At 66.5% G+C, this 22,348-nt stretch carries 17 protein-coding genes and 4 pseudogenes; 6 read left to right on the forward strand and 15 right to left on the reverse strand.

All coding sequences use genetic code 11. From position 1 onward, the window contains the following. Positions 1 to 5 precede the first annotated feature (5 nt). From PWF70_RS20735 to PWF70_RS20765, 7 genes and pseudogenes are all read right to left on the reverse strand, one after another. Complete coding sequence (locus tag PWF70_RS20735; RefSeq protein WP_006359632.1) at positions 6 to 869, reverse strand: ABC transporter permease; 864 nt, start codon at positions 867 to 869, stop codon at positions 6 to 8. A 10-nt stretch (positions 870 to 879) separates the two neighbouring features. Beyond that, positions 880 to 1,587: an MlaE family ABC transporter permease gene (locus tag PWF70_RS20740; protein ID WP_006359633.1), complete on the reverse strand. Its 708-nt coding sequence runs from the start codon at positions 1,585 to 1,587 to the stop codon at positions 880 to 882. 406 nt (positions 1,588 to 1,993) lie between these two features. After that, positions 1,994 to 2,218, reverse strand: a pseudogene (locus tag PWF70_RS20745) (ATP-binding protein); the annotation flags it as partial. Positions 2,219 to 2,295: 77 nt separating this feature from the next. Next, complete coding sequence (locus PWF70_RS20750) at positions 2,296 to 3,363, reverse strand: BtrH N-terminal domain-containing protein (protein WP_006358127.1); 1,068 nt, start codon at positions 3,361 to 3,363, stop codon at positions 2,296 to 2,298. 134 nt (positions 3,364 to 3,497) lie between these two features. Next, a pseudogene (locus tag PWF70_RS20755) lies at positions 3,498 to 4,700 on the reverse strand (NAD(P)/FAD-dependent oxidoreductase). 59 nt (positions 4,701 to 4,759) lie between these two features. Next, positions 4,760 to 4,984: pseudogene (locus PWF70_RS20760) on the reverse strand (integrase core domain-containing protein); the annotation flags it as partial. Next, a pseudogene (locus PWF70_RS20765) lies at positions 4,896 to 5,480 on the reverse strand (sulfurtransferase); the annotation flags it as partial. The pseudogenes PWF70_RS20765 and PWF70_RS20760, both read right to left, overlap by 89 nt. Before the next feature lie 116 nt (positions 5,481 to 5,596). On the opposite strand from PWF70_RS20765, the gene PWF70_RS20770 reads away from it, so the two are divergent. Together PWF70_RS20770 and PWF70_RS20775 are read left to right on the forward strand one after the other, a co-directional pair. Further along, positions 5,597 to 6,772 carry a metallophosphoesterase gene (locus PWF70_RS20770; RefSeq protein ID WP_042378483.1) on the forward strand — a complete coding sequence of 392 codons (1,176 nt, stop codon included), beginning with the start codon at positions 5,597 to 5,599 and terminating at the stop codon, positions 6,770 to 6,772. A 21-nt stretch (positions 6,773 to 6,793) separates the two neighbouring features. Further along, positions 6,794 to 7,669, forward strand: a complete 876-nt coding sequence (locus tag PWF70_RS20775) for an alpha/beta fold hydrolase (protein ID WP_006358132.1) — start codon at positions 6,794 to 6,796, stop codon at positions 7,667 to 7,669. Positions 7,670 to 7,735: 66 nt separating this feature from the next. Here PWF70_RS20775 and catC read toward each other — a convergent pair whose 3' ends face one another. From catC to PWF70_RS20795, 4 genes are all read right to left on the reverse strand, one after another. Continuing rightward, positions 7,736 to 8,017, reverse strand: coding sequence for a muconolactone Delta-isomerase (catC, locus tag PWF70_RS20780; RefSeq protein ID WP_006358133.1), 282 nt, complete (start codon positions 8,015 to 8,017; stop codon positions 7,736 to 7,738). Then, entirely contained in the window at positions 8,017 to 8,883 is an 867-nt protein-coding gene (catA, locus tag PWF70_RS20785; protein WP_006358134.1) for a catechol 1,2-dioxygenase, read from the reverse strand. The genes catC and catA overlap by 1 nt, the downstream gene beginning before the upstream one ends. A 63-nt stretch (positions 8,884 to 8,946) precedes the next feature. Continuing rightward, positions 8,947 to 10,050, reverse strand: coding sequence for a mandelate racemase/muconate lactonizing enzyme family protein (locus PWF70_RS20790; RefSeq protein ID WP_006358135.1), 1,104 nt, complete (start codon positions 10,048 to 10,050; stop codon positions 8,947 to 8,949). Further along, positions 10,047 to 10,994, reverse strand: a complete 948-nt coding sequence (locus PWF70_RS20795; RefSeq protein WP_006358136.1) for a LysR family transcriptional regulator — start codon at positions 10,992 to 10,994, stop codon at positions 10,047 to 10,049. The genes PWF70_RS20790 and PWF70_RS20795 overlap by 4 nt, the downstream gene beginning before the upstream one ends. Positions 10,995 to 11,221: 227 nt before the next feature. Between PWF70_RS20795 and benA the strand changes: the two genes are divergently transcribed. Genes benA through PWF70_RS20815 form a run of 4 tightly spaced genes read left to right on the forward strand, consistent with a single transcriptional unit; the run spans position 11,222 to position 18,763 of the window. After that, positions 11,222 to 12,616: a benzoate 1,2-dioxygenase large subunit gene (gene benA / locus PWF70_RS20800; protein ID WP_075863657.1), complete on the forward strand. Its 1,395-nt coding sequence runs from the start codon at positions 11,222 to 11,224 to the stop codon at positions 12,614 to 12,616. A gap of 11 nt (positions 12,617 to 12,627) precedes the next feature. Continuing rightward, positions 12,628 to 13,167, forward strand: coding sequence for a benzoate 1,2-dioxygenase small subunit (benB, locus tag PWF70_RS20805; RefSeq protein WP_006358138.1), 540 nt, complete (start codon positions 12,628 to 12,630; stop codon positions 13,165 to 13,167). A 54-nt stretch (positions 13,168 to 13,221) separates the two neighbouring features. Continuing rightward, complete coding sequence (benC, locus tag PWF70_RS20810; RefSeq protein WP_006358139.1) at positions 13,222 to 16,035, forward strand: benzoate 1,2-dioxygenase electron transfer component BenC; 2,814 nt, start codon at positions 13,222 to 13,224, stop codon at positions 16,033 to 16,035. A gap of 43 nt (positions 16,036 to 16,078) precedes the next feature. After that, positions 16,079 to 18,763, forward strand: coding sequence for a helix-turn-helix transcriptional regulator (locus PWF70_RS20815; protein WP_006358140.1), 2,685 nt, complete (start codon positions 16,079 to 16,081; stop codon positions 18,761 to 18,763). A 55-nt stretch (positions 18,764 to 18,818) separates the two neighbouring features. Here PWF70_RS20815 and PWF70_RS20820 read toward each other — a convergent pair whose 3' ends face one another. The 4 genes from PWF70_RS20820 to PWF70_RS20835 are packed head-to-tail and all read right to left on the reverse strand — an operon-like array spanning position 18,819 to position 22,278. Then, positions 18,819 to 19,472, reverse strand: a complete 654-nt coding sequence (locus PWF70_RS20820) for a 3-oxoacid CoA-transferase subunit B (protein ID WP_006358141.1) — start codon at positions 19,470 to 19,472, stop codon at positions 18,819 to 18,821. A gap of 9 nt (positions 19,473 to 19,481) precedes the next feature. After that, a complete protein-coding gene (locus PWF70_RS20825; RefSeq protein WP_006358142.1) occupies positions 19,482 to 20,264 on the reverse strand; it encodes a CoA transferase subunit A in 783 nt (260 codons plus the stop codon). Next, positions 20,261 to 21,046 (reverse strand): 3-oxoadipate enol-lactonase, encoded by a 786-nt coding sequence (gene pcaD, locus PWF70_RS20830; RefSeq protein ID WP_006358143.1) that lies wholly within the window; start codon positions 21,044 to 21,046, stop codon positions 20,261 to 20,263. The genes PWF70_RS20825 and pcaD overlap by 4 nt, the downstream gene beginning before the upstream one ends. After that, positions 21,043 to 22,278 carry an acetyl-CoA C-acetyltransferase gene (locus PWF70_RS20835; RefSeq protein ID WP_006358144.1) on the reverse strand — a complete coding sequence of 412 codons (1,236 nt, stop codon included), beginning with the start codon at positions 22,276 to 22,278 and terminating at the stop codon, positions 21,043 to 21,045. The genes pcaD and PWF70_RS20835 overlap by 4 nt, the downstream gene beginning before the upstream one ends. Positions 22,279 to 22,348: the final 70 nt, after the last annotated feature.

Below are 22,348 nucleotides of genomic sequence, written 5' to 3' on the forward strand. Positions count from 1 at the left end.
AACCCCTAGCCCGAAATCCTGACGCCCGAATCGAAGCCCCACATCAGCAGGGTCAAGATCATGTCCTCCACAACAATGACGATGAGACTGCTGCGGATCGCTCGACCAGACGCGCGGCCGACGCCTTCTGCTCCACCGGTGGCGTAGAAACCCTGGTAGCTGTGGATGATGACGACCGAAACTACGAAAATCAGGACCTTGATGACTGAGAACGCCAGATCCTGCGGTTTGAGGAACGCATTGAAATAGAAGTCGTAGGTGCCACCTGACTGGCCGTGTAGCAGGATGACGACCAGCTTGGCCGCGGCGAAACTTAGTATCAGCGTCACGATGTAGAGCGGGATGATGGTGGTGATCGCTGCGACCACGCGTGTGCTGACGACGTATGGAATCGGCCGCACCGCCATCGATTCGAGTGCGTCGATCTCTTCGGCGATGCGCATCGAACCGATCTCCGCAGTGAGGCGACAGCCGGCCTGGGCCGCAAAGCCGATCGCAGCGATCATCGGTGCCAACTCCCGAGTGTTGGCGTATGACGAGATGAACCCGGTAAGAGACCCCATCCCCACCAGGTCCAGCGAGGCGTAACCCTGGATGCCGATAGATGCCCCGACAGCCATTCCGAGAATGACCAGCACGACTGCGGTACCCCCGCCGACCAGAACAGCGCCTCGTCCCCAGGCAAACTCCTGTATGTACAAGAGCGTCTGTCGTCGATAGGTGGTCGCGACGTGACGAATTCCTGCGACGGTGTCGATGATGAACGTGGTGATGTGCCCGAGTTGTGCGGGGACTTCGGCGAGGGGCGTCACAGAACGCACGATCGGACGAGTGACCGAAGTGAAACGGGTGGATGGTACTGCGGTCACGTGTTCTCCGTCATCCGATGGTCTGCGGGACGAACATGATTGTCAGCTGGGTGATGACCACGTTGATGACGAAGCACGCCACCACCCCCAGGACCACGGTGGCGTTGACAGATTGGGCCACACCCTTCGGGCCGCCTTTCGTGGACAGACCCCGGTGACATGCGATCGCCACGACCACGAGACCGAACACCAATGACTTGATCAGTGCCACCAGGATGTCCGCCGACGAGGCGAACGAGGCGAACGAGGCGACGTAACTTCCGGGCGTGATGCCCTGGACGTTGACGCTCAGGATGTAGCCGGCCACGAGACCGGTAAACACGATCAGCATGCACAACATTGGAGCGACGATGAGAACCGCAACGAACCGCGGTGCGACGACTCGACGGGTCGGGTTGAGTCCAAGAGTTTCCATGGCATCGATTTCTTCACGGACGGTGCGTGCGCCGAGGTCAGAGGCGATGGCTGACCCTGCCGCACCACCGAGCAGAAGGGCTGTGACGATCGGTGCCCCCTGCTGAATGATCCCGAGTCCACCAGCGGCGCCGGCGATGGACGTGGCCCCGACCTGCTGGGTCAGACTTCCGACCTGCACCGAGACGATAACGCCGAACGGAATCGCCACCAGGATCGCCGGCAACGTCGTGACGGTGATGACGAACCAGGTCTGTACAACGACCTCCCGGAAAGGAAACCGTCCGGTGACAATGTCGTGCACGGCCCACCGTAATGCCTGGCCGGCGAGGGCAATCGTGTTTCCGAAGGTCGCAAGACTGTCTGTCGCACGACCAGCAAGTTCCGTAGCGATACTGATTCTCCTTCACCTTGCTGAACAGCCCTCCGCGATGGGTGTTCGCACAGTACCAGGTACTTGCAGTACCCCATTCGCGGTTTGGATACTTCTGCCCGAATTGACCAGCCGGCACGACGGAACACCGGCCCTGTTGACCCTCGATGACGCGTCCGGCCCGTCCCTATGTGCGGCAGTGGCTCTGCGGGGCTCGCAGGTCTGCTCCGAGTTCGTTATTTGTCGACGGTCACGTAATTCCTCAGGGGTCTCCGTCAGGTAATTCCCCATGCTCGAGCGTGCTTGGGGCCAGCGTAGCTGAGCAGGTCGGTCGGGGTCAGGTGGTCTTCTTGGCGGGCGGTCCGGGTCGTTTACGGGGGCGGTAGGACGGGCCGTCCATAAGGATCTGGTGGCTGGTGTTGATGAGCCGGTCGAGCAGTGATTCGGCGACGACCGGATTGGGAAACAGGGGGTACCAGTCTTTGGGCGCTCTGTTGCTGGTCAGGATCAGCGGTTTGCCGGCGATTGCCCGGTCGGAGACCAGGTCGTAGAGATTATCGGATCCGCGTGTGCGCAATGTGCTCGGGCAGAATAGTCCAGGGCCATACGCACCGGGGTGTGTGCGGAATAGTACTGAGGTCAGCGTGCTATTGCACTCAGCGAGCTCGAAGCGGACTCAAGGGACTCGACTAGGTTCAGTTCGAGCTCTGGCATACGGCCGGCCGACATGGCCACTGTTTCCGCGCGAGCGTGCGCGTCGATGTCGCGTTGGACCCCCGCACGAGCGGTGTCGGTCCATGCCTGTGCACAACGGTCGGCGGCCACGGCGAGATCTGCTGTGGCGGGATCTCCTGTTAATCGTGCGATGTCGGCGCATCCGTCGGCGAGCAACCGGCGGAACAGTCCTCCGCCGGTTCCTGCTTTTTCGATGAAGGCGCTCAGGCTGAACAGGAATATCTCGAGCTGGTCTACGGGGAGGTCGGTCCAGGTCGGAATGTCGGCTGCAAGTTGAGCGGCCGCCGCGAGGCCTTCGTCCCCTGCGGCCTGTGCCGTCAGGTCGACGATTCCTGGCTGTGACGGGTGTCGCATACTGGCGGCGGACTGGCGAAACGCTTCCGCGGCCACCTGCGCTAGGTCTGGCAGTTCTTTTGACCACGCGATGCGGTACGTGCAGTGTCGTGTCGGTTGTGGAAATGATGTCGAGGATCGCGCGCGGGCCAGCGCCTCGAGTGAGACCTGTTGCACCTCGGCGCGGTCATTGTCTACGACGTAGGCGATCTCTTTGGCCTCGTCGTAGCCGATAATCACGATGTCGTGTCGACTCATCTGTAATTGGACCCGCAGGTATGGCAGCTCAGCGATGTCGCCCCAAACGAGGCTAGGCCTGCCTGCGTCGATCTCGTCGCGGATCCACGACCATCCTTCCTCGGGATCGTCGGTGGTAAGGATTTGGACCTGTGCACCGAGGCGGCGGGGTAGATCGATCTCGAAGTCGGCGCCTCGTCCTACCAGGTAGAGCGGTGGGACGAGGTCGTTCGATCGGAGGTAGGACAGTCCCAGAGCGCCACCGAGGGCAAACACCAGGCCTTCATCGGGTGGGCCATCCCATCCCAAACCGTGCCAGTGCAGAAGATCGCGCATTGCGCCCGAACCACAGTGTCCCCCCATCCGGTGTGGGTAGTCCTCGATCACGGTTGGGCGTCGCATCCGTACTCCTCACGGCTCAGTCGATCAGGGTTTGGTTGGGCTGGCAGGTATTTGACGGCGTACGACGCTGAAGGTTTCGTTGATGCTCGCCGTTATTACCTTCTCATCGTGCTCGCGAATCAGCGAGTACAGGGTCATACCGCTATTGGTGAGCTCAGTTTGGTTCGGTCGGTGGGGAGTTTCTGGGCGATGGCCCGTTTGCTGAACATGAAGTCCCGCGGGCGGTTGATGCAGTCGGCGGCGAGGAGTTCGCCGGCGCGCAGGTAGAAGCAGGTGAAGTCGCCGTCACGGGTCGGATCGCCGCGCAGGACGGTTTCGTCATACCCCGAATTAAGACCGGCAATCTGGAGTTTGTGGTGGTATTGATCCGACCAGAACCATGGAAGCGCGGCAATTTTCCTCTGTTTGCCGCAAATTGTCGCAGCGGCTACCTTGGCCTGTTCGCCCGCGCTCGGCACGGACTCTAGGCGTATGCGGCGGCCGTATCGGGCCATGTTGTGAATGGCGCAGTCACCGGCGGCCACGATATCGGGGGCGCTAGTGCGTGCTTGGTCATCGATAACGATGCCGTTGTCCACGGCCAGACCTGCGGCGGCGGCCAAATCGGTGTTCGGCTCAATACCGATGCCGACGATGACAAGGTCGGCAGGAATTGATTCACCATCGGCCAGGGCCACCTCCCGGACCCTGCCGACGCCGGACAGGGCCTCCACCAGCGCGTCCGTTCTGATGTTGACGCCTTTTCCCGATGGATCCGGTCGAAGAACGCCGACACCTCGGGCGCGGTGACACGCTCGAGGACGCGGCCGGTCGCTTCGAGCACGGTGACCTCCAGACCCAGCGCTCGCAACGAGGCCGCCGTCTCGAGACCGATGTAGCCACCCCCGACGATCACGGCGTGACAACCGGGGCTGGCGGCCACCCGGATCCTGGCGACAGTCGGCCGCAGTGCGTAGGTAATAGACCCCGGCCAGGTCGGCTCCCGGGGTGAGAAGTCGTCGAGGGCGGGCACCGGTGCACAGCGCGAGCTTGTCGTAGGGTAGGGCGTCGCCGTTATGTAGGATCACATGACCAGCCGCGCGGTCAACCTTCTCTACTGTTGCATTGAGGAGATGGATGCGCTGCTTGGCGTAGAAGTCGGGGCTGCGGATCGCGAGGTCGGCGAGGGTGCTGCGGTCCGCGAGGTAGGCCTTCGACAGCGGAGGGCGATGGTAGGGCAGGGCCGACTCGTCTCCAATGAGGACGATCTCGTCGCTCCACTTTTCCTGGCGCAGGCTGGCCGCGAGCTGGGCGCCGGCGTGGCTAGCCCCGACGATAATGGTTCGCTGCATTGTCATGTTCTCGATTTCGGGGTGAGGCGGAGGGCCTGCTGCACGGATAGGTGACTGTTGGGGTGTCATGCCGCGGTAGCGGCGGTGTTGATCATTGCTTCGAACTCGACTGGCGTCAACCGGCCCAGGCGGGATTGGCGGCGCCGGCGGTGGTAGGTCCGTTCGATCCAGGTTACGATCGCGATCCTCAGCTGTTCACGGGTGTCCCAGCGCTGGCGGTCGAGGACGTTGCGTTGCAGAAGCGCGAAGAAACTCTCCATCGCCGCGTTGTCGCCGCAGGCTCCCCCTCGCGGTACCGGATGCGACGTCGTCGATCGTGGCGAGCGGGAGGTTCCCGCCGGTCAGCGTGACCTTTCCGGCGCGGGGCCGTCCGCCGTCGCCGGTCGTCGTGCGCAGGCCCTCGGCGGTCCAGGCGGCGAGACCACCGTCGAGCAGTCGCACGTCGGCGAGCCCGGCCCAGCGCAGCAACCACCATGCACGGGCCGCGGCCAGGTTGCCCGAGTCGTCGTAGACCACGACCGGGACGCCGTCGGTGATCCCCCAGCTCCGCGCGGCGGCCTGGAGGTCCTCGATCGCGGGGATGGGGTGTCGGCCCCCGACGGCTCCGGACGGTGGTGCGGCGAGTTCGGTGTCGAGGTCGGCGTACACCGCGCCGGGGATGTGGCCGTCCCGGTAGGCCTCGCGACCGTCGAAGTCGCCGAGTTGCCACCGTACGTCGAGGACCACCGGCGGCGTCCCGAGCAGCATCTCGGCCAGGTCGAGCGGGGTGACGAGTACATCGCTCATGTCGGTCAGCCTATCGACGCTCGCTCCACACCCCGGCGAAGGCCTGTCGGCCGCGATGCGAGAATGAGGCGGTCCGCACCTGCGGACGACTCTCCGCGATTCACAGGGGGCCTTTGGTGGCGCTGTTCCTGGCCGTGCTGGTTCCGGCGGTCTTCTTCGGTCTGATCACCTTCTGGCTGCACCGCCGGATCGTCCGCGCCACCGCACTCCCCCGACCGTGGTCGGGCGTCGCCGACGTCGCGCTCACCGTGATGTGGGCACTGGCGGTCATCGGGTTCGCCAGTGGCCGATCGCTGGACCCGTCGTGGGCGCGGCCGATCGGCTCGGTGGGCCTCATCTGGATCGGCATGGTCTTCTACCTGTTCCTCGGCCTGGCGATCATCGGACTGATCTCGTTCGGGGCGAACATCATTCGCCGGATTCGACGACGCCGGACCGGGACAGACGAGACGACCGACGCGGCCGCGCGCAGACTGCACCGCATGCGGATCGCGACAGCGGCCGTGGTAGTCGTGGCGCTCGGGGTCACCGGGTATGGCGTCTTCGAGGCGTCCCGGCCACAGGTGACCGAGGTCAGCGCGACATTCGACGGCCTGCCACCGCAGTTCGACGGACTCCGCATCGCCGTGGTCTCCGACCTCCACGTCGGGCCCGCGCGCGATGCCTCGTTCACCCGGCGCGTCGTCGACGAGATCAACGCGCAGAACCCCGATCTGGTGTTGCTGGTCGGAGACCTCACCGACGGCACGATCCCCTACGTCCGCGACACCCTGGAACCGCTCGCCGATCTCCGCGCACCGCTCGGGGTGTTCGGCGTCAGCGGAAACCACGAGTACTACTCCGACGACGGCGGCAGATGGCTCGACGTGTGGGAGGAATACGGCATACGGACGCTGCGGAACTCGCGGGTCCCGCTGACCGTCGACGGCGCGACCATCCAGCTCGCCGGCGTGCACGATGCCACCGCACCGGACCCGTACGAGCCGGATCTCACTGCAGCGCTAGAGGGTTCGTCGCCCGACGACTTCGTCCTGCTCCTCGCCCATCAGCCCAAGCAGGCCGTCGAGGCCTCCGACCTCGGCGTCGAGCTCCAGTTCTCCGGCCACACCCACGGTGGGCAGATGTGGCCGATCCGCTATCTCGTTCCGTTGCAACAGCCTTCGGTCCTCGGCCTGGATCGGATCGGGAACACCGTGCTGTACACGACCCGCGGTGCCGGCGCGTGGGATCCGCCGGTGCGAGTTCTCGCGCCGCCGGAGATCACCATGTTCACGCTACGGGCGACACCGTGACGTTGCGCGTACGCTCGCACGATGACCGAGTTCACGGTGGATGTCGGCGGGCGAGGCGTACGTGCACGGACAGTGGGTGAGGCGAGCGCACCGACGATCGTCCACTTCCACGGAACGCCGGGCTCCCGCCTCGAACTCACATTCGGCGACGAGATGTCCCGGCAGCGGGGCGTCCGGGTCGTCAGTTTCGATCGTCCCGGATACGGGTTGTCCGATCCGGCACCCATCGGCCTCTCGGCCGTCGCCCGAGATGCCGAGGCGCTGGCGGATCATCTTGACCTGGACCGGTTCGCGGTATTCGGCTGGTCGGGCGGCGGTCCGTTCGCGCTGGCCACAGCGGCAGCGCTACCCGCTCGGGTACGACGTGTCGGTTTGTCCGGCTGCCCCGGGCCCGCCCTCGAAATACCAAGCGTACGTGAGCAACTCAACGACAACGACATCCAGGCACTTTCCCATCTCCCGGGAGACCCCGGACGTGCCGCCCAGATCTTCCTGGACGGAAACCGGGAACTACTCGACGCAATGGTGTCCGTGCGAACCGATCCCGATGCGCCCTGGGTCGAATGGATGTGGGGCGCCAGCGATCCGGCGGTCATCACCGAGGCCCCGGTCCGTCGGGCGCTCTTCGAATCCTTCGCCGAGGCGATGAAGCAGGGTCCCGATTCGATCGCGTGGGACAACGTCGCGTTCGTCGGCCCCTGGGACTTTCGTCTCTCCGAGGTTTCCGCACCAGTTCACCTCTGGTACGGCGCTGACGATACGACGGCAATCCCCGCCGTCGGAGAGTGGCTCGCAGGTCGACTCCCGGATGCCGAGCTTTCCGTGTACCCCGGTGAAGGACATCTTGTCCCGTTTCGGCACTGGGCTGCGATGCTGTCCACGCTGACCGGCAGGTGAGTCGCAAACCCGTGAACGAGGCGCGACACCGCCCGCGACGACCGTCGCGGGCGGTTTGCGTCTGCGTCAGGCGTTGACGTCCGACGGGTGCGTCGCGAGCGGTGTCACCTTGATGTCCATGTACGGGAACAACGGGAGACCCGACAGGAGCATGTGCAGCTCGTCGTTGGACTCGACGTCGAAGATCGAGTAGTTCGAGTACTCACCGACGATGCGCCAGATGTGCGGCCACTTGCCGGAACGCTGCAGATCCTGGGAGTACGCCTTCTCCCGGACGACGGTGTCTGCCCGTACGTCCGGGTCGAGATCGTCGGGGATGTTGACGTCCATCCGAACGTGGAACAGCATCACTTCTCCGGATCGAGGACGAAGTCGTAAGCGACCGTGTAGCCGCCCTTGCCGTCGTCCTGGGGATCGAGGATCAGCTCGGGCTTCACCGCGCTGGCGACGTCGTCGTCGTTGTGGGCATCGCCGGGGAAGTACAGCTGCGCGGTGAGCTGCTCGTGGCCGGGCGCCGACACCTTGAGGTGCAGGTGGGCGGGACGCCACGGGTGCCAACCGGCCGCCGAGATCATCTTTCCGCACGAGCCGTCCGTCGGGATCATGTACGGCGCCGGGCGAATCGTGGTGATCTCGAAGTTGCCCTGGTCGTCGGTGGTGAAGGTGGCGCGCAGGTTCCACTCCGGGATGCCGGGAGCGAACTGCGAGTAGAAACCGTCGTCGTCGGCGTGCCACAGCTCGACCTTGGCGCCGGCGAGCGGGGTGCCGTCGCACGAGCGGACCTGGCCGTTCCACAACAGCGGATCGCCCTTCTCGTCCTCACGCATCGGCACTGCTCCCTTGGAGCCCTGCTCGGGGGCGTTCGGGACGTAGTAGGGACCCTCGATGCTGCCCTTGTTGCCCTCCCGGTGCTCGGTAGCGACGTCCTCGACGACGTGCTCGACCCAGACGTCGAGGAACAGCGGCCATTCGCCGTCCTCGCCGACGTTGATGAGCCACGCCTTGAGGGCGTTGTACTCGTCGTAGGTGACCTTGTGCTTGCGGATGGTCTCGTGAACCCCCGCGAGGACCTCGTTGATCAGCGTGGCCACGCGCTCCGGCGGGGTGTCCTTGACTGCCTCGAAGGGCGACTTGTCGGCGTGGAAACGCTCGGTGGCGGATGCGCCGGAGGCAGCAGCGGTCGCGACCTCGTTCGGGTGCTCGGTGGTGGTCATGTCGGTTCTCCTTGTACTCTTGCTCGTGGGGCTGCCACGAAACGATCTGTGGTGACGGGGTTTTCAGTTGTCGGTTCGGTAGCGTTCGAGTTTGTCCGGGTCGATCTCGAAGCCGATACCCGGAGCCGTGGACCGACACAGGTGGCCGTCTCGGATCTGCAGGGGCTCGGTCAGCAGGTCGTCGCTCATGTCGAGGAAGTTCGACAGCTCGCCCGCGTAGCGCGAGGTCAGTTCGAAGGCACTGCCGAAGGCGAGCGCGCACGCTGTGCCGACCTGACCGTCGACCTGGTTGCCCATGACCACCGGGATGCCGAGCCCCTCGGCGAGGTGGTGGGTCCGGCGCGAGGTGGTGAAGCCGGTCCGCGCGGTCTTGATGCTGATCGCGGTGGCGGAGCGTCCGAGGATCTCCCGGGTGACGTCGGCCGACGTGGGCACCGACTCGTCGGCGATGAACGGGACGTCGAGTTGCTCCACGAGCCAGCGTCGGCCCATCACATCGGCTGCGTCGCAGAGTTCTTCGGCGAACAGCAGGTCGAGGTCGGACATCTCCTTCATGGCTCGGGCCGACTCCGCGGCGGTCCAGCCGCGGTTGCCGTCGACGTAGAGCTCGATCTCGGCGCCGAACCGTTCGCGCAATGCCCGGACCACGGCGGTGTCGAGGCCCACCGGGTGCCTGCCGACCTTCACCTTGAAGGTTCGGATGCCGTAGGTCTCGACCATCTTCTCGGCCTCGGCGACCATCTTCGCGGGCTCGGCGAAACCGAGCATGTGGCTGACGCGCAACCGGTCGGTGAACCCGCCGAGCATGTCGCCCACGGGAAGCCCCAGGGTCTTGCCCAACGCATCCCAGATCGCCATGTCGACAGCTGATTTGGCAGCCGGGTTGCCGATCGTCCGCGCCAGCCGGGCGGCGACCACCTCACGTTCGAGCAGCGTGAGTCCGACGATCGCCGGGGCGAAGATCGTGTTGACGACGGTGATGATGCCGTCCTGGGTCTCTCCGTAGGTGAACGGCCGAGGCGGCGCTTCCGCGACGCCGACCACGCCGGTGTCGGTGTGTACACGGACCAGCACGTGATTGGCCACGTGCACCTCGCCCGAGGCGAACCTCAGCGGTTTCACGTACGGGATCGCGAATGGAATCGCGTCCACTCGGGTGATCTTCATCTTTCATCTCCAAACTGGGCACTGAGCTGAGCGTCGAGGTCGCGCGGGTCGGCGTCGGCCGAACCGGTTGCGAAAGCGGATGCGATGACATCGGCGACCGCGCCGACCACCGGGTTCTCGACACCGGTTTTCCAGGCCAGTGCGACCTCCACGGTGTCGGCGTCGGCGAGGTCGCGGACGACGAGCCCGTCCAGCGGGAGGGCTCGTACGGAGGCCGGCAGGACGGCAACCCCGAGTCCGGCGGCCACCAGCGCGAGCAACACCGGGGTACCGGATGCCTGATACGCCCGCCGGGGAACGAATCCGGCTGCGCGACAAGCCTTCACCACCGCGTCATTGACCGCCGAGTCCCGGCTGTCGTACATCACGAACGACTCACTTCGAAGGTCCGCCACCGACACCACGGGCTCGATGGCGAGCCGGTGATCGATCGAGGCGGCGAGCACCAGCTGTTCGACGTCGATCACCCGGGACTCGATGTCTTCCCCGGTCGCCGGCGGACGGAGGATGCCGAGATCGATCGCACCGGCGCGCAGAGCGTTGCACTGCCCCGGTGTCAGCATGTCGGCTCGGATGTCGAGGTCGACGTCCGGTAGTTCACGCTTGACGATGCGAGCGATACGGGGCAGATGAGAGAACGCGGCGATTCCGGTGAGACCGAGACGCACCAGGCCGCTCCGCCCCGCCGCTATCCGCCGAACCCCGTCGACGGCATCGTCGACGCCGGCCAGGACGCGCTCGGCCTGCTCCTTGAGATATGCGCCCGCAGGGGTCAGAGACACCTGGCGCGTGGTGCGCACGAACAGCGTGACGTCGAGTTCCGCCTCGAGCTGACGGATGGCGTAGGACAGAGCCGGCTGGGCCACGTGCAGAGTCGCCGCGGCCTGCCCGAAGTGGCAGGTCTCGGCGACGGCTGCGAAGTAGCGCAGGTGCCTCAGCTCCATGACTCGTCTTTTCTCGTAGAACCCCGTCGCCGGTCATCAAGTGTGACCGCGACCACGCATTACACGGTAAAGGTCGAATACATACAAGACAAAGACATTTGCAGACCGCATTGATCGCAGCTGTTTATCAATCGGATGCTTGGTCAGGACTGGCCATTGCCCTAGTGTGATCGGCACCACGTGGGTGCGACAGTGCAACGAGCAGCCAAAATCTGGAGGTACAGCACATGACCGCGTCCGTAACGGAACATCTTCACCACGTGAACTCTGTCCTCGGCGACGCGGTCGTCGACGACCGCGAGGCCGGCGTCTATCGCGCCAACCGTCGGATCTTCACCGACGAGGACATCTTCGAGCTGGAGATGAAGCACATCTTCGAGGGCAACTGGATCTACCTGGCCCACGAGAGTCAGGTGCCCAACCCCGGCGACTACTTCACCACCTACATCGGCCGGCAACCCGTGGTCATCACCCGGGACAAGAGCGGCGAGCTGCACTGCCTCATCAACGCCTGCGCCCACCGCGGGGCGATGATCTGCCGCCGCAAGACCGACAACCGGATGACCCTCACCTGCCCGTTCCACGGATGGACCTTCCGCAACGACGGCACCCTGCTGAAGGTCAAGGACCCCGAGGGCGCGGGCTACCCCGACACCTTCGACGTCAACGGCTCACACAACCTCACCAAGGTCGCACGCTTCGACAGCTACCGCGGCTTCCTGTTCGGGAGCCTGAACGACGACGTGCAATCGCTCGACGATCATCTCGGCGACACCCGCCTGGTCATCGACATGCTGGTGGACCAGTCGCCGGACGGCCTCGAGGTGCTGCGCGGTTCGTCCACCTACACCTACGACGGGAACTGGAAGGTCCAGGCGGAGAACGGCGCCGACGGCTACCACGTCACCGCGACCCACTGGAACTACGCCGCCACCACCTCGCGGCGCGGCACCGGCGAGTCCAAGAACGACACCAGGGCACTCGATGCCGGCGGATGGGGCAAGTCCGGTGGCGGTTACTGGTCGTACCCCAATGGCCATCTCTGCCTGTGGACCTGGGCGGCCAATCCGCAGGATCGGCCGCTCTGGGACAAGATGGACGACCTCAAGAAGACCCACGGCGATGCCAAGGGCGAGTTCATGGTGAAGGGTTCGCGCAACCTGTGCCTGTACCCGAACGTCTATCTGATGGACCAGTTCTCGACCCAGATCCGTCACTTCCGGCCGATCGCGCCGGACAAGACCGAGGTCACCATCTACTGCATCGCCCCCAAGGGTGAGAGCGGCGACTCCGCACGCGCGCACCGTATCCGCCAGTACGAGGACTTCTTCAACGCGTCGGGCATGGCCACCCCCGACGATCTCGAGGAGTTCCGCTCCTGCCAACTCACCTTCCGCGCGCAGGCTGCTCCGTGGAACGACATGAGCCGAGGAGCGCAGCACTGGCTGACCGGACCGGACGAGGTCGCCGAGTCGCTGGGCATGACCGGCGTCATCTCCGCCGGAGTCAAGAACGAGGACGAGGGCCTCTACCCCGTCCAGCACAGTTACTGGCTCGAGACGATGCGCGCTGCGGTGGCCGCCGAAGAGGAATCCGCGACCACAGCAGCCGAGAAGCACTGAAGGGGAACGGGATGACGACCACCGAGAACACCGCCGCAACAGGGACGGACGCCGGCGGGAAACTGATCACGCAGAACATGATCGAGCAGTTCCTCTATCGCGAGGCGCGCTATCTCGACGACCGCGAGTTCGAGAAGTGGCTCGACTGTTATGCCGACGACGTCGTGTACTGGATGCCCGCCTGGGACGACAACGATCGCCTGACCGAGGACCCGCAGCGCGAGATCTCGCTCATCTACTACGGCAACAAGGGCGGCCTCGAGGACCGGGTGTTCCGGATTCGTACCGAGAGGTCCTCGGCGACCTCACTTCCCGAACCGCGCACCAGCCACAACATCAGCAACGTCGAGGTGATCGAACGGCGCGGCGACCTCGTCGACGTCCGATTCAATTGGCACACGATGTATTTCCGGTACAACACGGTCGACCCGTACTACGGGACCTCGTTCTACACCATCGACTTCTCCGGTGAACGCCCGATGATCCGGCGCAAGACGATCGTGCTGAAGAACGACTACATCCACCACGTGGTGGACGTGTACCACTTCTGACCTTCACCTCACCAGCCCCGACCACCCCAAACGCCGATCAAGAGGATCCCGTCCATGACTGTCACCACCGATGCAGAGGCCGGCGCCGCCGCCGGCACCGCGAACACCCATCAGGTGGCGCTGTCCTTCGAGGACGGGGTCACCCGATTCGTCACCTGCCGCGAGGATCAGACCGTCGCCGACGCCTCCTACCGGCAGCGCATCAACATCCCGCTCGACTGTCGCGACGGCGCCTGCGGAACATGTAAGGCGTTCTGCGAGTCCGGCGACTACGACGGCGGCACCTACATCGAGGATGCGCTCTCCGACGACGAATCGGCACAGGGTTTTGCGCTGCCGTGCTGCATGAAGCCGAAATCCGATCTGGTGCTGCAGATCGCGGCCACCTCGGACGTCGCGAAGACACAGGCCTCGAGGTTCACCGGCACCGTCGTCGGGCTCGATCGTCTCTCGGAGTCGACGATGCGCCTGGAGATCCGGATCGAGAACCGCGGACAGTTGGCGTTCCTTCCCGGCCAGTACGTGAACATCGAGGTTCCGGGTAGCGATGACGGCGATGGGAATCCCATCCGGCGGTCGTACTCCTTCGCCAACGGGCCACACGAGGACCAACTGGTCTTCCTGATCAAGCTCACCCCGGGCGGGGCGATGTCGACGTATCTGACCGACCGCGCCAACCGGGGCGAGGAGATCAGCTTCACCGGGCCGCACGGTTCGTTCTTCCTTCGCGAGGCCACCCGCCCGGTGCTGTTGCTGGCCGGCGGCACCGGCCTGGCCCCGATCCTGTCGATGCTGCGAAAGCTGCACGCCGACAACAGCCGTCGGAAGGTACACCTGATCTACGGTGTCTCCACCGACACCGACCTGGTCGCGACCGACGAGATCGAGTACTTCGCCGACAAGATGCCGGGCTTCACCTGGGACCACTGTGTCTCGGACCCGGCCAGCTCGGCGACCAACAAGGGTTATGTGATGAGCCTGATCGAACCGGCTCATCTCTACGACGGCGACGTCGCGATCTACCTCTGCGGTCCGCCGCCCATGGTCGAGGCCGTGCGCAAGCACGTCGCGCAGGCCGGGATCGAACCGACCGGCTTCTACTACGAGAAGTTCGCGCTGGCCGCCAAGCCTACGGCCGCCGCGGAGGACGAGGTCGTCGGGGCCGAGACCGACGAGTCCGCTCCGGTCGTCGTGGCGGCGGCGACTGGTCGTGCGGCGGTGGAAGAGCTCCTATTCGCATCCGACGCCCGCGCGGTCGCGGGACAGCTGACGCTGCCGGCTGCCGAACTCGACAGCCGGCCGGGACCCCAATCCGGCACCCCCGACGACGACTCGCTCGTACGCGTTGCCGGACAACAGATGTGGCGCGGCGGGATCGGCGGCCCGGACCTCGATCCCGATGACGGCGCGATCCGGCCGACGGTGTCGGACGCGACCGGGACCGTGCGCACGATCGCCGGGCAGGAGATGTTCGCGGCGTCGGACCTCACCCAGCTACACGCTTCCGATCCCACTCCCGCGCCGGTCACCGGAACCCCGCACGACGACACCGATTCCGCCGAACCCGTCACCGCTCCGACCGTGGTCGGTTCGCAGGGTTATCAGATCGGCGAGGAACACCCGGCCATCCACGAGTCGGACGCCCTGTTCGAGGCGCGTGCCGCGCTCGAACTGGGCGCGCTGGAACTGACCTTCGGCCGCCTGAACACCAAGCAGCTGACCGGCTACCGGTTGCTCGCCGATGCCACCGTGCCCTACGTCGACGGGGACCGGTTCGTCGATGCCGCCCAGTACACCGAGACCAACGCCGCCTTCCACGACTACCTGTTCACGCTCACGGGCAACGACCACCTGCTCGAGGCCTACAAGGCCCTCGGGGTGAAGGGCCGGATGACCGAGGTGCTGCGCAACGCGACGTGGTGCCACCCGCTGTGCGCACAGGACCATCTCGACATCGTGTCGGCCTTCGAATCCGGCGACCACGACGCCGCCCGGGAGCTGATCGCCGCTCATGCCGAACGGTCCAAGCAGACGATGCGTCGTGCGATGGCCGACGAGATGGCCTCGCGCCGCCCGCGTTTCGTCACCCCCGGCCGCTTCGCCGGCAAGGTCGTGGTGATCACCGGCGCCGCACAGGGAATCGGTGAACAGGCCGCGCGCCGGATCAGCGCCGAAGACGGAACGGTCGTCCTGGCCGACCGGTCGGACCTCGTCGAGGAGGTCGCGCGTGACCTCGAGTCGACCGGTCCCGGGGCGGTGTCGGCGATCGCGGACCTGGAGTCCTACGACGGCGCCGAGTCGGTGGTCCGCCGGGCCATCGCCTCCTACGGCCGGGTCGACGTGCTGATCAACAACGTCGGCGGGGCGATCAACTTCAAACCGTTCACCGAGTTCACCGACGCACAGATCCGGGCGGAGATCGACCGGTCCCTGATGACCACGCTGTACTCGTGCCGAGCTGTTCTGCCGTCGATGATCGACAACGGCGGCGGGGTGATCGTCAACGTCTCCTCCGCCGCGACCCGCGGAATCCATCGCATCCCCTACTCGGCCGCCAAGGGCGCCGTCAACGCGATGACCGCGTCGCTGGCGATGGAATACGCTGACGCCGGTGTCCGCGTGGTGGCCGCTGCGCCCGGTGGCACCGAGGCCCCGCCCCGCCGGATCTCCCGCGGCACCCCCGAGCCGCGGAACGAGACCGAGGCGCGGTGGTATCAGGCCCACATCGATCAGACCAAGGCGTCGTCCCTGATGAACCGATACGGGACGCTCGACGAGCAGGCCGCGGCGATCTGCTTCCTGGCGTCGGACGAGGCGTCGTACATCACCGGCACGGTCCTGCCGGTCGCGGGCGGCGACCAGGGATAGGAACCCGAGGCCACCGGCGTCCACGGTTACCTACCATGGAGCGATGATGGTCACTGCCGCATGTGTCGGGCGGGACCGCGAGATCGACGTGTTGTCGACGCGGCTCCGCACCGTATCCGGGGCGGAACTGATCGCCATCTCCGGGAATCCGGGTTGCGGCAAGTCGACCCTCCTCACCCACCTCGTCCAGTACCACCTGGCGTCCCCGGACGCCGGCACCACGTTGTGGGCACGGGTCTCGCCCTGGCAGGCCGCCACTCCGGGTTCGCTGATCCGTCAACTTCTCCAGGACCAGCAGGTCGAGCCGGATCGCGCCGGCGATCTCGTGGACGCCCTACTCGAGGCGACGGCGTCGGATGTCCCGGTGCTCGTGGCCGTCGACGACGCCGACCTCGCCGACGAAGAGTCGCTCCAAGCGTTGGTGACGCTGATCCGGGAGCACCGGACACGTCGCATCCTCGTCGTCGTGACGACAGCTCGGCCCGGTACCCGCCTCGCCGGACAGGCCTTCGACGAGCTGCGACTCGAGGGGGTCGATGCACAGGGCACCGCGGATCTCGCCGGACAGCGCGGCATCGTGCTCCATCCCGCGATGCGGGCGGAACTGACCCGGCACACGTCGGGCAATCCACGAGACATCGTGGCCCTGCTCGACGAGGTACCGGCCGGGACCTGGGCACGCAGTGACGCCCAACTCCCGGCCCCCGCACACGTCGTCCGTGCGGTGCGCGAGCGACTCCCGGAGTCTGGCACGCCCGCCGGCGCGCTCATCGAGGCGCTCGCGATACTCGATGTCGCCGAACCACTCTCGACCGCCCTGGCCCTCGCCGGCGTCGAGGACCCGCTGGCGGCGATCGACGACGCGCGACGCACCGGACTGGTCACCTCCGACGGAGCGCTGACGCCCGCCGAGGTGCAGCCCCGGATCGTCACCCCCCTGGTGCGCGCCGCGATCCTCGAGGTCCTGGGGATGAAGGCCGTGGGCGCTGCGCACCGACGGGCGGCCGACGTGGTCGTCGATCCGGCGCGCCGGCTCCATCACCGGGTGGCCGCCACCCCGACCGCCGATGCCGGTCTCGCCGACGACCTGGCCGATCTCGCCCGCATGCGCGGTGCCGACGGCGCATGGGCGGAGGCCGCCGGTCTCTACCGCCAGTCGGGCCGGCTCACGCCCGATCCGCTCGAGCGCGACACCCGAGTGACCCTCGCGGTCGATTCGCTTCTCGCCGCGGGCGATTGCACCGGTGCCGGCGCCTTGGTCCCGACGGTGGAGAGCTTGCGCGAGACACCGCTGCGCAATGCGACGCTGGCGTACCTGGCCATCCTGCGGGGACGCTCGGCGGAAGCGCAGCTGCGCCTCGACCGCGCCTGGGACATCGTCAACGTCGATCGTGAACCCGACGTGGCCGCCCTGATCGCCCAGCGCCACGTGCTGCACAACCTCGTACGGTGCCAGGGCGCCGAGTTGGTGACCTGGGCCGATCGGGCGATCACGATGGCCGGGAGCGGGTCGGCGGCCCGCGTGGAGGCCGCGGTCATCCGTGGGCTCGGATTGGCGTGGTCGGGGCATCCCGACGCCGCCCGCGCCGAGTACGATTCGGTCTCCGAACAGATCCGGTACGGCGCGCAGGCGCAGCGCGCGATCATGGGTCGCGGGTGGTTGCAGCTGGGACTCGACGAGATCGACGCCGCCCGAACCAATCTCGAGACCGCCGTGTCGATGGCACAGTTGGGCGGTTCCACGCGGATCTCGATGTGGGCGGTGGCCTGGCTGGCACGGGTGCAGTTCCTCACCGGCGACTGGGACGAGGCCATGCGCAACGTGGAAGCCGGCCATGGGCTGGCACGTTCCAGTGGCATCGCGCTGACGACGCCGCTGCTGAACTGGACGGCGAGCCAGATCCATTCGCTGCGGGGCAACTGGGAGGCAGCTCACCGCAGTGTCGCCGAGAACACCACCTCTGCGGGCGATTACGAGATCATGCGCATCCCGGACATGCTGGCACGTGCTCAGCTCGCCGAGGCCGCGGCGGATTACGGAAAGGTCCGGCGCATCCTCGCACCGCTGAGAACAATGTCCGAGAGCGTCCCCGCGCTGTCCGAACCCGGCCTGTGGCCCTGGGTGGACGTACTGGGGAATGCCCTTGTCCTGGAGGGTCAATACGACGCGGCCGACGACCTGCTCCGGGACTACGAGAAACGGTCGGAGGAACGCGGGCACCGCTCGTCGGCCGCCCGGATGAAGTACGCGCGCGGACGGTTCCTCGGTGCCACCGGCGACATACACGGTGCGCGTCGAACTTTCGAGGATGGCATCCAACTCCTCGACGGCCTCGGGCTCCGCTACGACCAGGCGCGGGTCAATTTCGCGTACGGCCAGACGTTGCGACGGGCAGGCAAACGACGCGCCGCCGACGCCGTCATCGGGACCGCCCGCGATCTGTACGTCTCGCTGGGCGCGACGACCTACGTGGAGCGCTGCGACCGCGAGTTGAAGGCCGGCGGCCTGGCGGTCTCACGCGTCGAGAATGCCCACGCCGCGAAAGACGTCGCCGAGCTCACCCCGCAGGAGGAGGCGGTGACCACGCTCGTGGCGCGTGGGCTCTCCAACCGTGAGGTGGCTGCCGAACTGTTCATCTCGCCCAAGACCGTGCAGTACCACCTGACCCGGATCTACGCGAAGCTCGGACTGCGGTCACGGTCGGAGCTGGCGGCCTCGCGCCGTTGAGAGACCGCCATCTCCGACCTCGATCGCAGGTTCGGTCGACCGCTGCGTACCTGCCTCAGACCGCGGCGTGCACCGCGGTGCGATCGGTGACCGGGGCACCGGTCTTCTCGACGACCGTGGCGAAGTCGACACCGGGAGCCAGTTCCACGACCTCGAAACCCGTTCCGGCGACGTCGAACACGCCCAGGTCGGTGATGACGCGGCTCACCACGCTCCGGCCGGTCAGCGGCAGGGCGCAGTGCTCGAGCAGCTTCGGCTCCCCCTTCTTGGTGACGTGCTCCATCAGCACGATCACCTTGCCGGCCCCGTTGACGAGGTCCATGGCGCCGCCGATCCCCTTCACGAGCGCGCCGGGCACCATCCAGTTGGCGAGGTCACCGTTCATCGCCACCTGCATCCCACCGAGGACGGCCACGTCGACGTGCCCGCCTCGGATCATCGCGAAACTGGTGGCGGAGTCGAAATACGATGCGCCGGGCAGCACCGACACGGTCTGCTTGCCCGCGTTGATCAGGTCGGGATCGACCTCGTCGTCGTACGGGAAGGGGCCGACCCCGAGGATTCCGTTCTCCGCGTGCAGGAAGATACCCGAGTCGTCGGGCATGTGGTCGGGGATCAGCGTCGGCAGCCCGATTCCCAGGTTGACGTAGTCACCGCGGGTGAGCTCTTTCGCCGCGCGGGCAGCCATCTCGTTCCGTGTCCAGGTCATGGTGGTCTCCTATACGGTCGCAGCGGTCGGGCGCTCGCGGATGGTGCGCTTCTCGATTCCCTTGCGCGAGGCCTCTTCCGGTGTCAGTTCGACGATGCGCTTGACGAAGATGCCGGGCAGGTGGATCTCGTCGGGCCCGAGTTCGCCCACTTCGACGACCTTCTCCGCCTCGACGATCGTCGTGCGACCCGACATGGCCGCGGGAGGGTTGAAATTACGTGCGGCAGCGTGGAATCGGCAGTTCCCGGCCGTGTCGACGACGGCGGCGCGCACCAGGGCGTAGTCGGTGACGATGGCTTCCTCGAGGACCATCGGCTTGCCGTTGAAGGTCCGGACCTCCTTGGGCGGGGAGGCCTCGGCGATGGTGCCGTCGGCGTTGTACCGCCAGGGCAGACCGCCTTCTTCGACGAGTGTTCCCACCCCGGTCGGGGTGAAGAACGCACCGATCCCGCTGCCGCCTGCGCGCATACGTTCGGCCAGGGTGCCCTGCGGGGTGAGTTCGACGGTGACCTCGCCGGCGAGGAACTGCCTGCCGAACTCCTTGTTCTCGCCGATGTAGGAGGCGATCACCTTGTCGATGCGACGCGCTTCCAGCAACAGACCGAGACCCGCACCGTCGACGCCACAGTTGTTGGACACGATGGTCAGGTTCTTCGCGCCCTGCTCGAGGAGGGCGTCGATGAGGAAGCCGGGGATACCGGCGAGACCGAAACCGCCGACGGCGAGGCTGGCGCCGTCGGGGATGTCGGCGACGGCCTCCGCGGCCGACGCGGCGCGCTTGTCGTAACTCATTGCTGCTCCAGATGTTCGGTGAGTGCGGGATTGATGATGTCGGGCTGCTGGGCGTTGGCCAGGTGCGCCGAGTCGGGCACGACGAGCAGTCGCCCCTGCTGGACGTTGTCGGCGATCTCCTGCAGCTTCGACGGCGGAGTGGCCGGGTCGTCGACGCCGGCGACGGCCAGCGTCGGTGCGGCGATGGACGGCAGGTCGTCCCGCAGATCCATTGCGGCGATCACCTCACAGCATGCCGCGTAACCCTCGGCCGGGGTCGCGGCCACCATGTCCTCGTGGAACTTCCGTGAACTGCCGTAGGTACTCAGGTACTCCGGGGTGAACCAGCGCTGGACGACGGATTCGGCAACGGCCTTGGTACCGTTCGCCCGCACCGCGGCGGCCCGGTCGAGCCACGCATCTCGCGGCGGGAGCTGTGCGCCCGTGCAGAGTACGGCCAGCCGGTCGACCCGCTCGGGATTCCGGGCGGCGACGCGCATCATGGTCATGCCGCCGAGCGAGAGGCCGACGAGATGCGCACGGTCGATGTCGAGGCGGTCGAGTAGTGCGATGACGTCGTCGGCGAGATCGTCGATCGTGTACGGCCCCTGCGGGACCGGGGACTGCCCGTGGCCGCGGGTGTCGTAGCGGACGACCCGGAACCGCTCCTCGAGTGCGGACAGCTGTGCGTCCCACATGCGATGTGTCGATCCGAGCGAGTTCGACAGCACGACCGCGGGACCGTCGGCGCGTCCGGAGACGACGGCGTGTACCTGCACCGGGGCGGAGGCGCGGGCGCTCATCGGGTGGCCTCGAAGATCGCGGCGAGACCCTGACCGCCGCCGATGCACATGGTCTCCAGGACGTATCGCGCCTCACGACGGCGCGCCTCGTGGGCTGCGGTCGCGAGGATGCGGGCGCCGGTCGCGCCGATCGGATGACCCAGGGAGATACCGGAACCGTTGGGGTTCAGTCGTTCGTCACCGGGGTCGATCTTCCATTCGTCGAGGCAGGCCAGTACCTGTGCGGCGAACGCCTCGTTGAGTTCGATCAGGTCGATCTCGTCGAGGGTGAGGCCGGCACGGTCGAGGGCGGCTGCCGTCGCGCTCACCGGACCGACGCCCATCGTCTCGGGTTGGCAGCCGGTCCCGGCCCAGGAACGCAGGGCGAGAAGGGGTTCCAGTCCACGACGGGCCGCTTCCGCACGGGTGGTCACCACGCACATGGCGGCGCCGTCGTTCTGTCCGGACGCGTTGCCCGCGGTGACCGTGGCGTCCGCGTCGACCTTGAGACGGATGGGACGCAGCTTGCCGAGCGAGTCCGCGGTGGCATCGGCACGCGGATGCTCATCCCGATCGACGACGGTGTCGGGTTTCCCCCGGCGGCCGGGGATGGTGACCGGGACGAGTTCGTCGTCGAACCGGCCCGCCTCGTGAGCCGCGACGGCACGGTGATGCGACCGGGCGGCGTACTCGTCCTGATCGGCGCGGGAGATCCCGTACTCCGAGCGGAGATTCTCGGCGGTCTCGATCATCCCGCCGGGTACCGGATGGGATTCACCGCCGGCGGTGAGTCGACCTCGGTCGAGGCGATCCATCAGCTCGACGCCGCCCTGCTTGATCCCGGAACGGAGCCCGAGCGCGTAGTGCTCGACGTTCGACATCGACTCGGCTCCACCGGCGACCACGAGTCGCGCACCGCCGGTCGCCACCGACGACGCCGCCGTGAGCACTGCCTGCAGGCCCGATCCGCATCGGCGGTCGATCTGCATACCCGGGACACCGACACCCAGCCCCGCGTCGAGTGCGGCGATCCGGCCGAGCGCAGGGGATTCCCCGCTCGCGTACCCCTGGCCCAGGATGACGTCGTCGATGTCGCCCTCGCCGAGCCCGGTCCGCGCGGTCAGCTCCTTGAGCAGATCGGTGGCGAGGCGCGTGACCGGCACGGACGACAGTGCGCCACCCATACGACCCACCGGGGTGCGCAGGGGTGAACAGATGACGATGTCGGTGTCCGGGGTACTCGAAGTTGCCATGCGTCCAGCGTAGAGACCTGCGGCTATATGGAGAAGTATCCATTTGCCGGTTTTTGATATCTCAGGAATA

Origin of the sequence: Gordonia sp. Swx-4, from assembly GCF_030316175.1 — a bacterium.
Classification (GTDB): domain Bacteria; phylum Actinomycetota; class Actinomycetes; order Mycobacteriales; family Mycobacteriaceae; genus Gordonia; species Gordonia alkanivorans.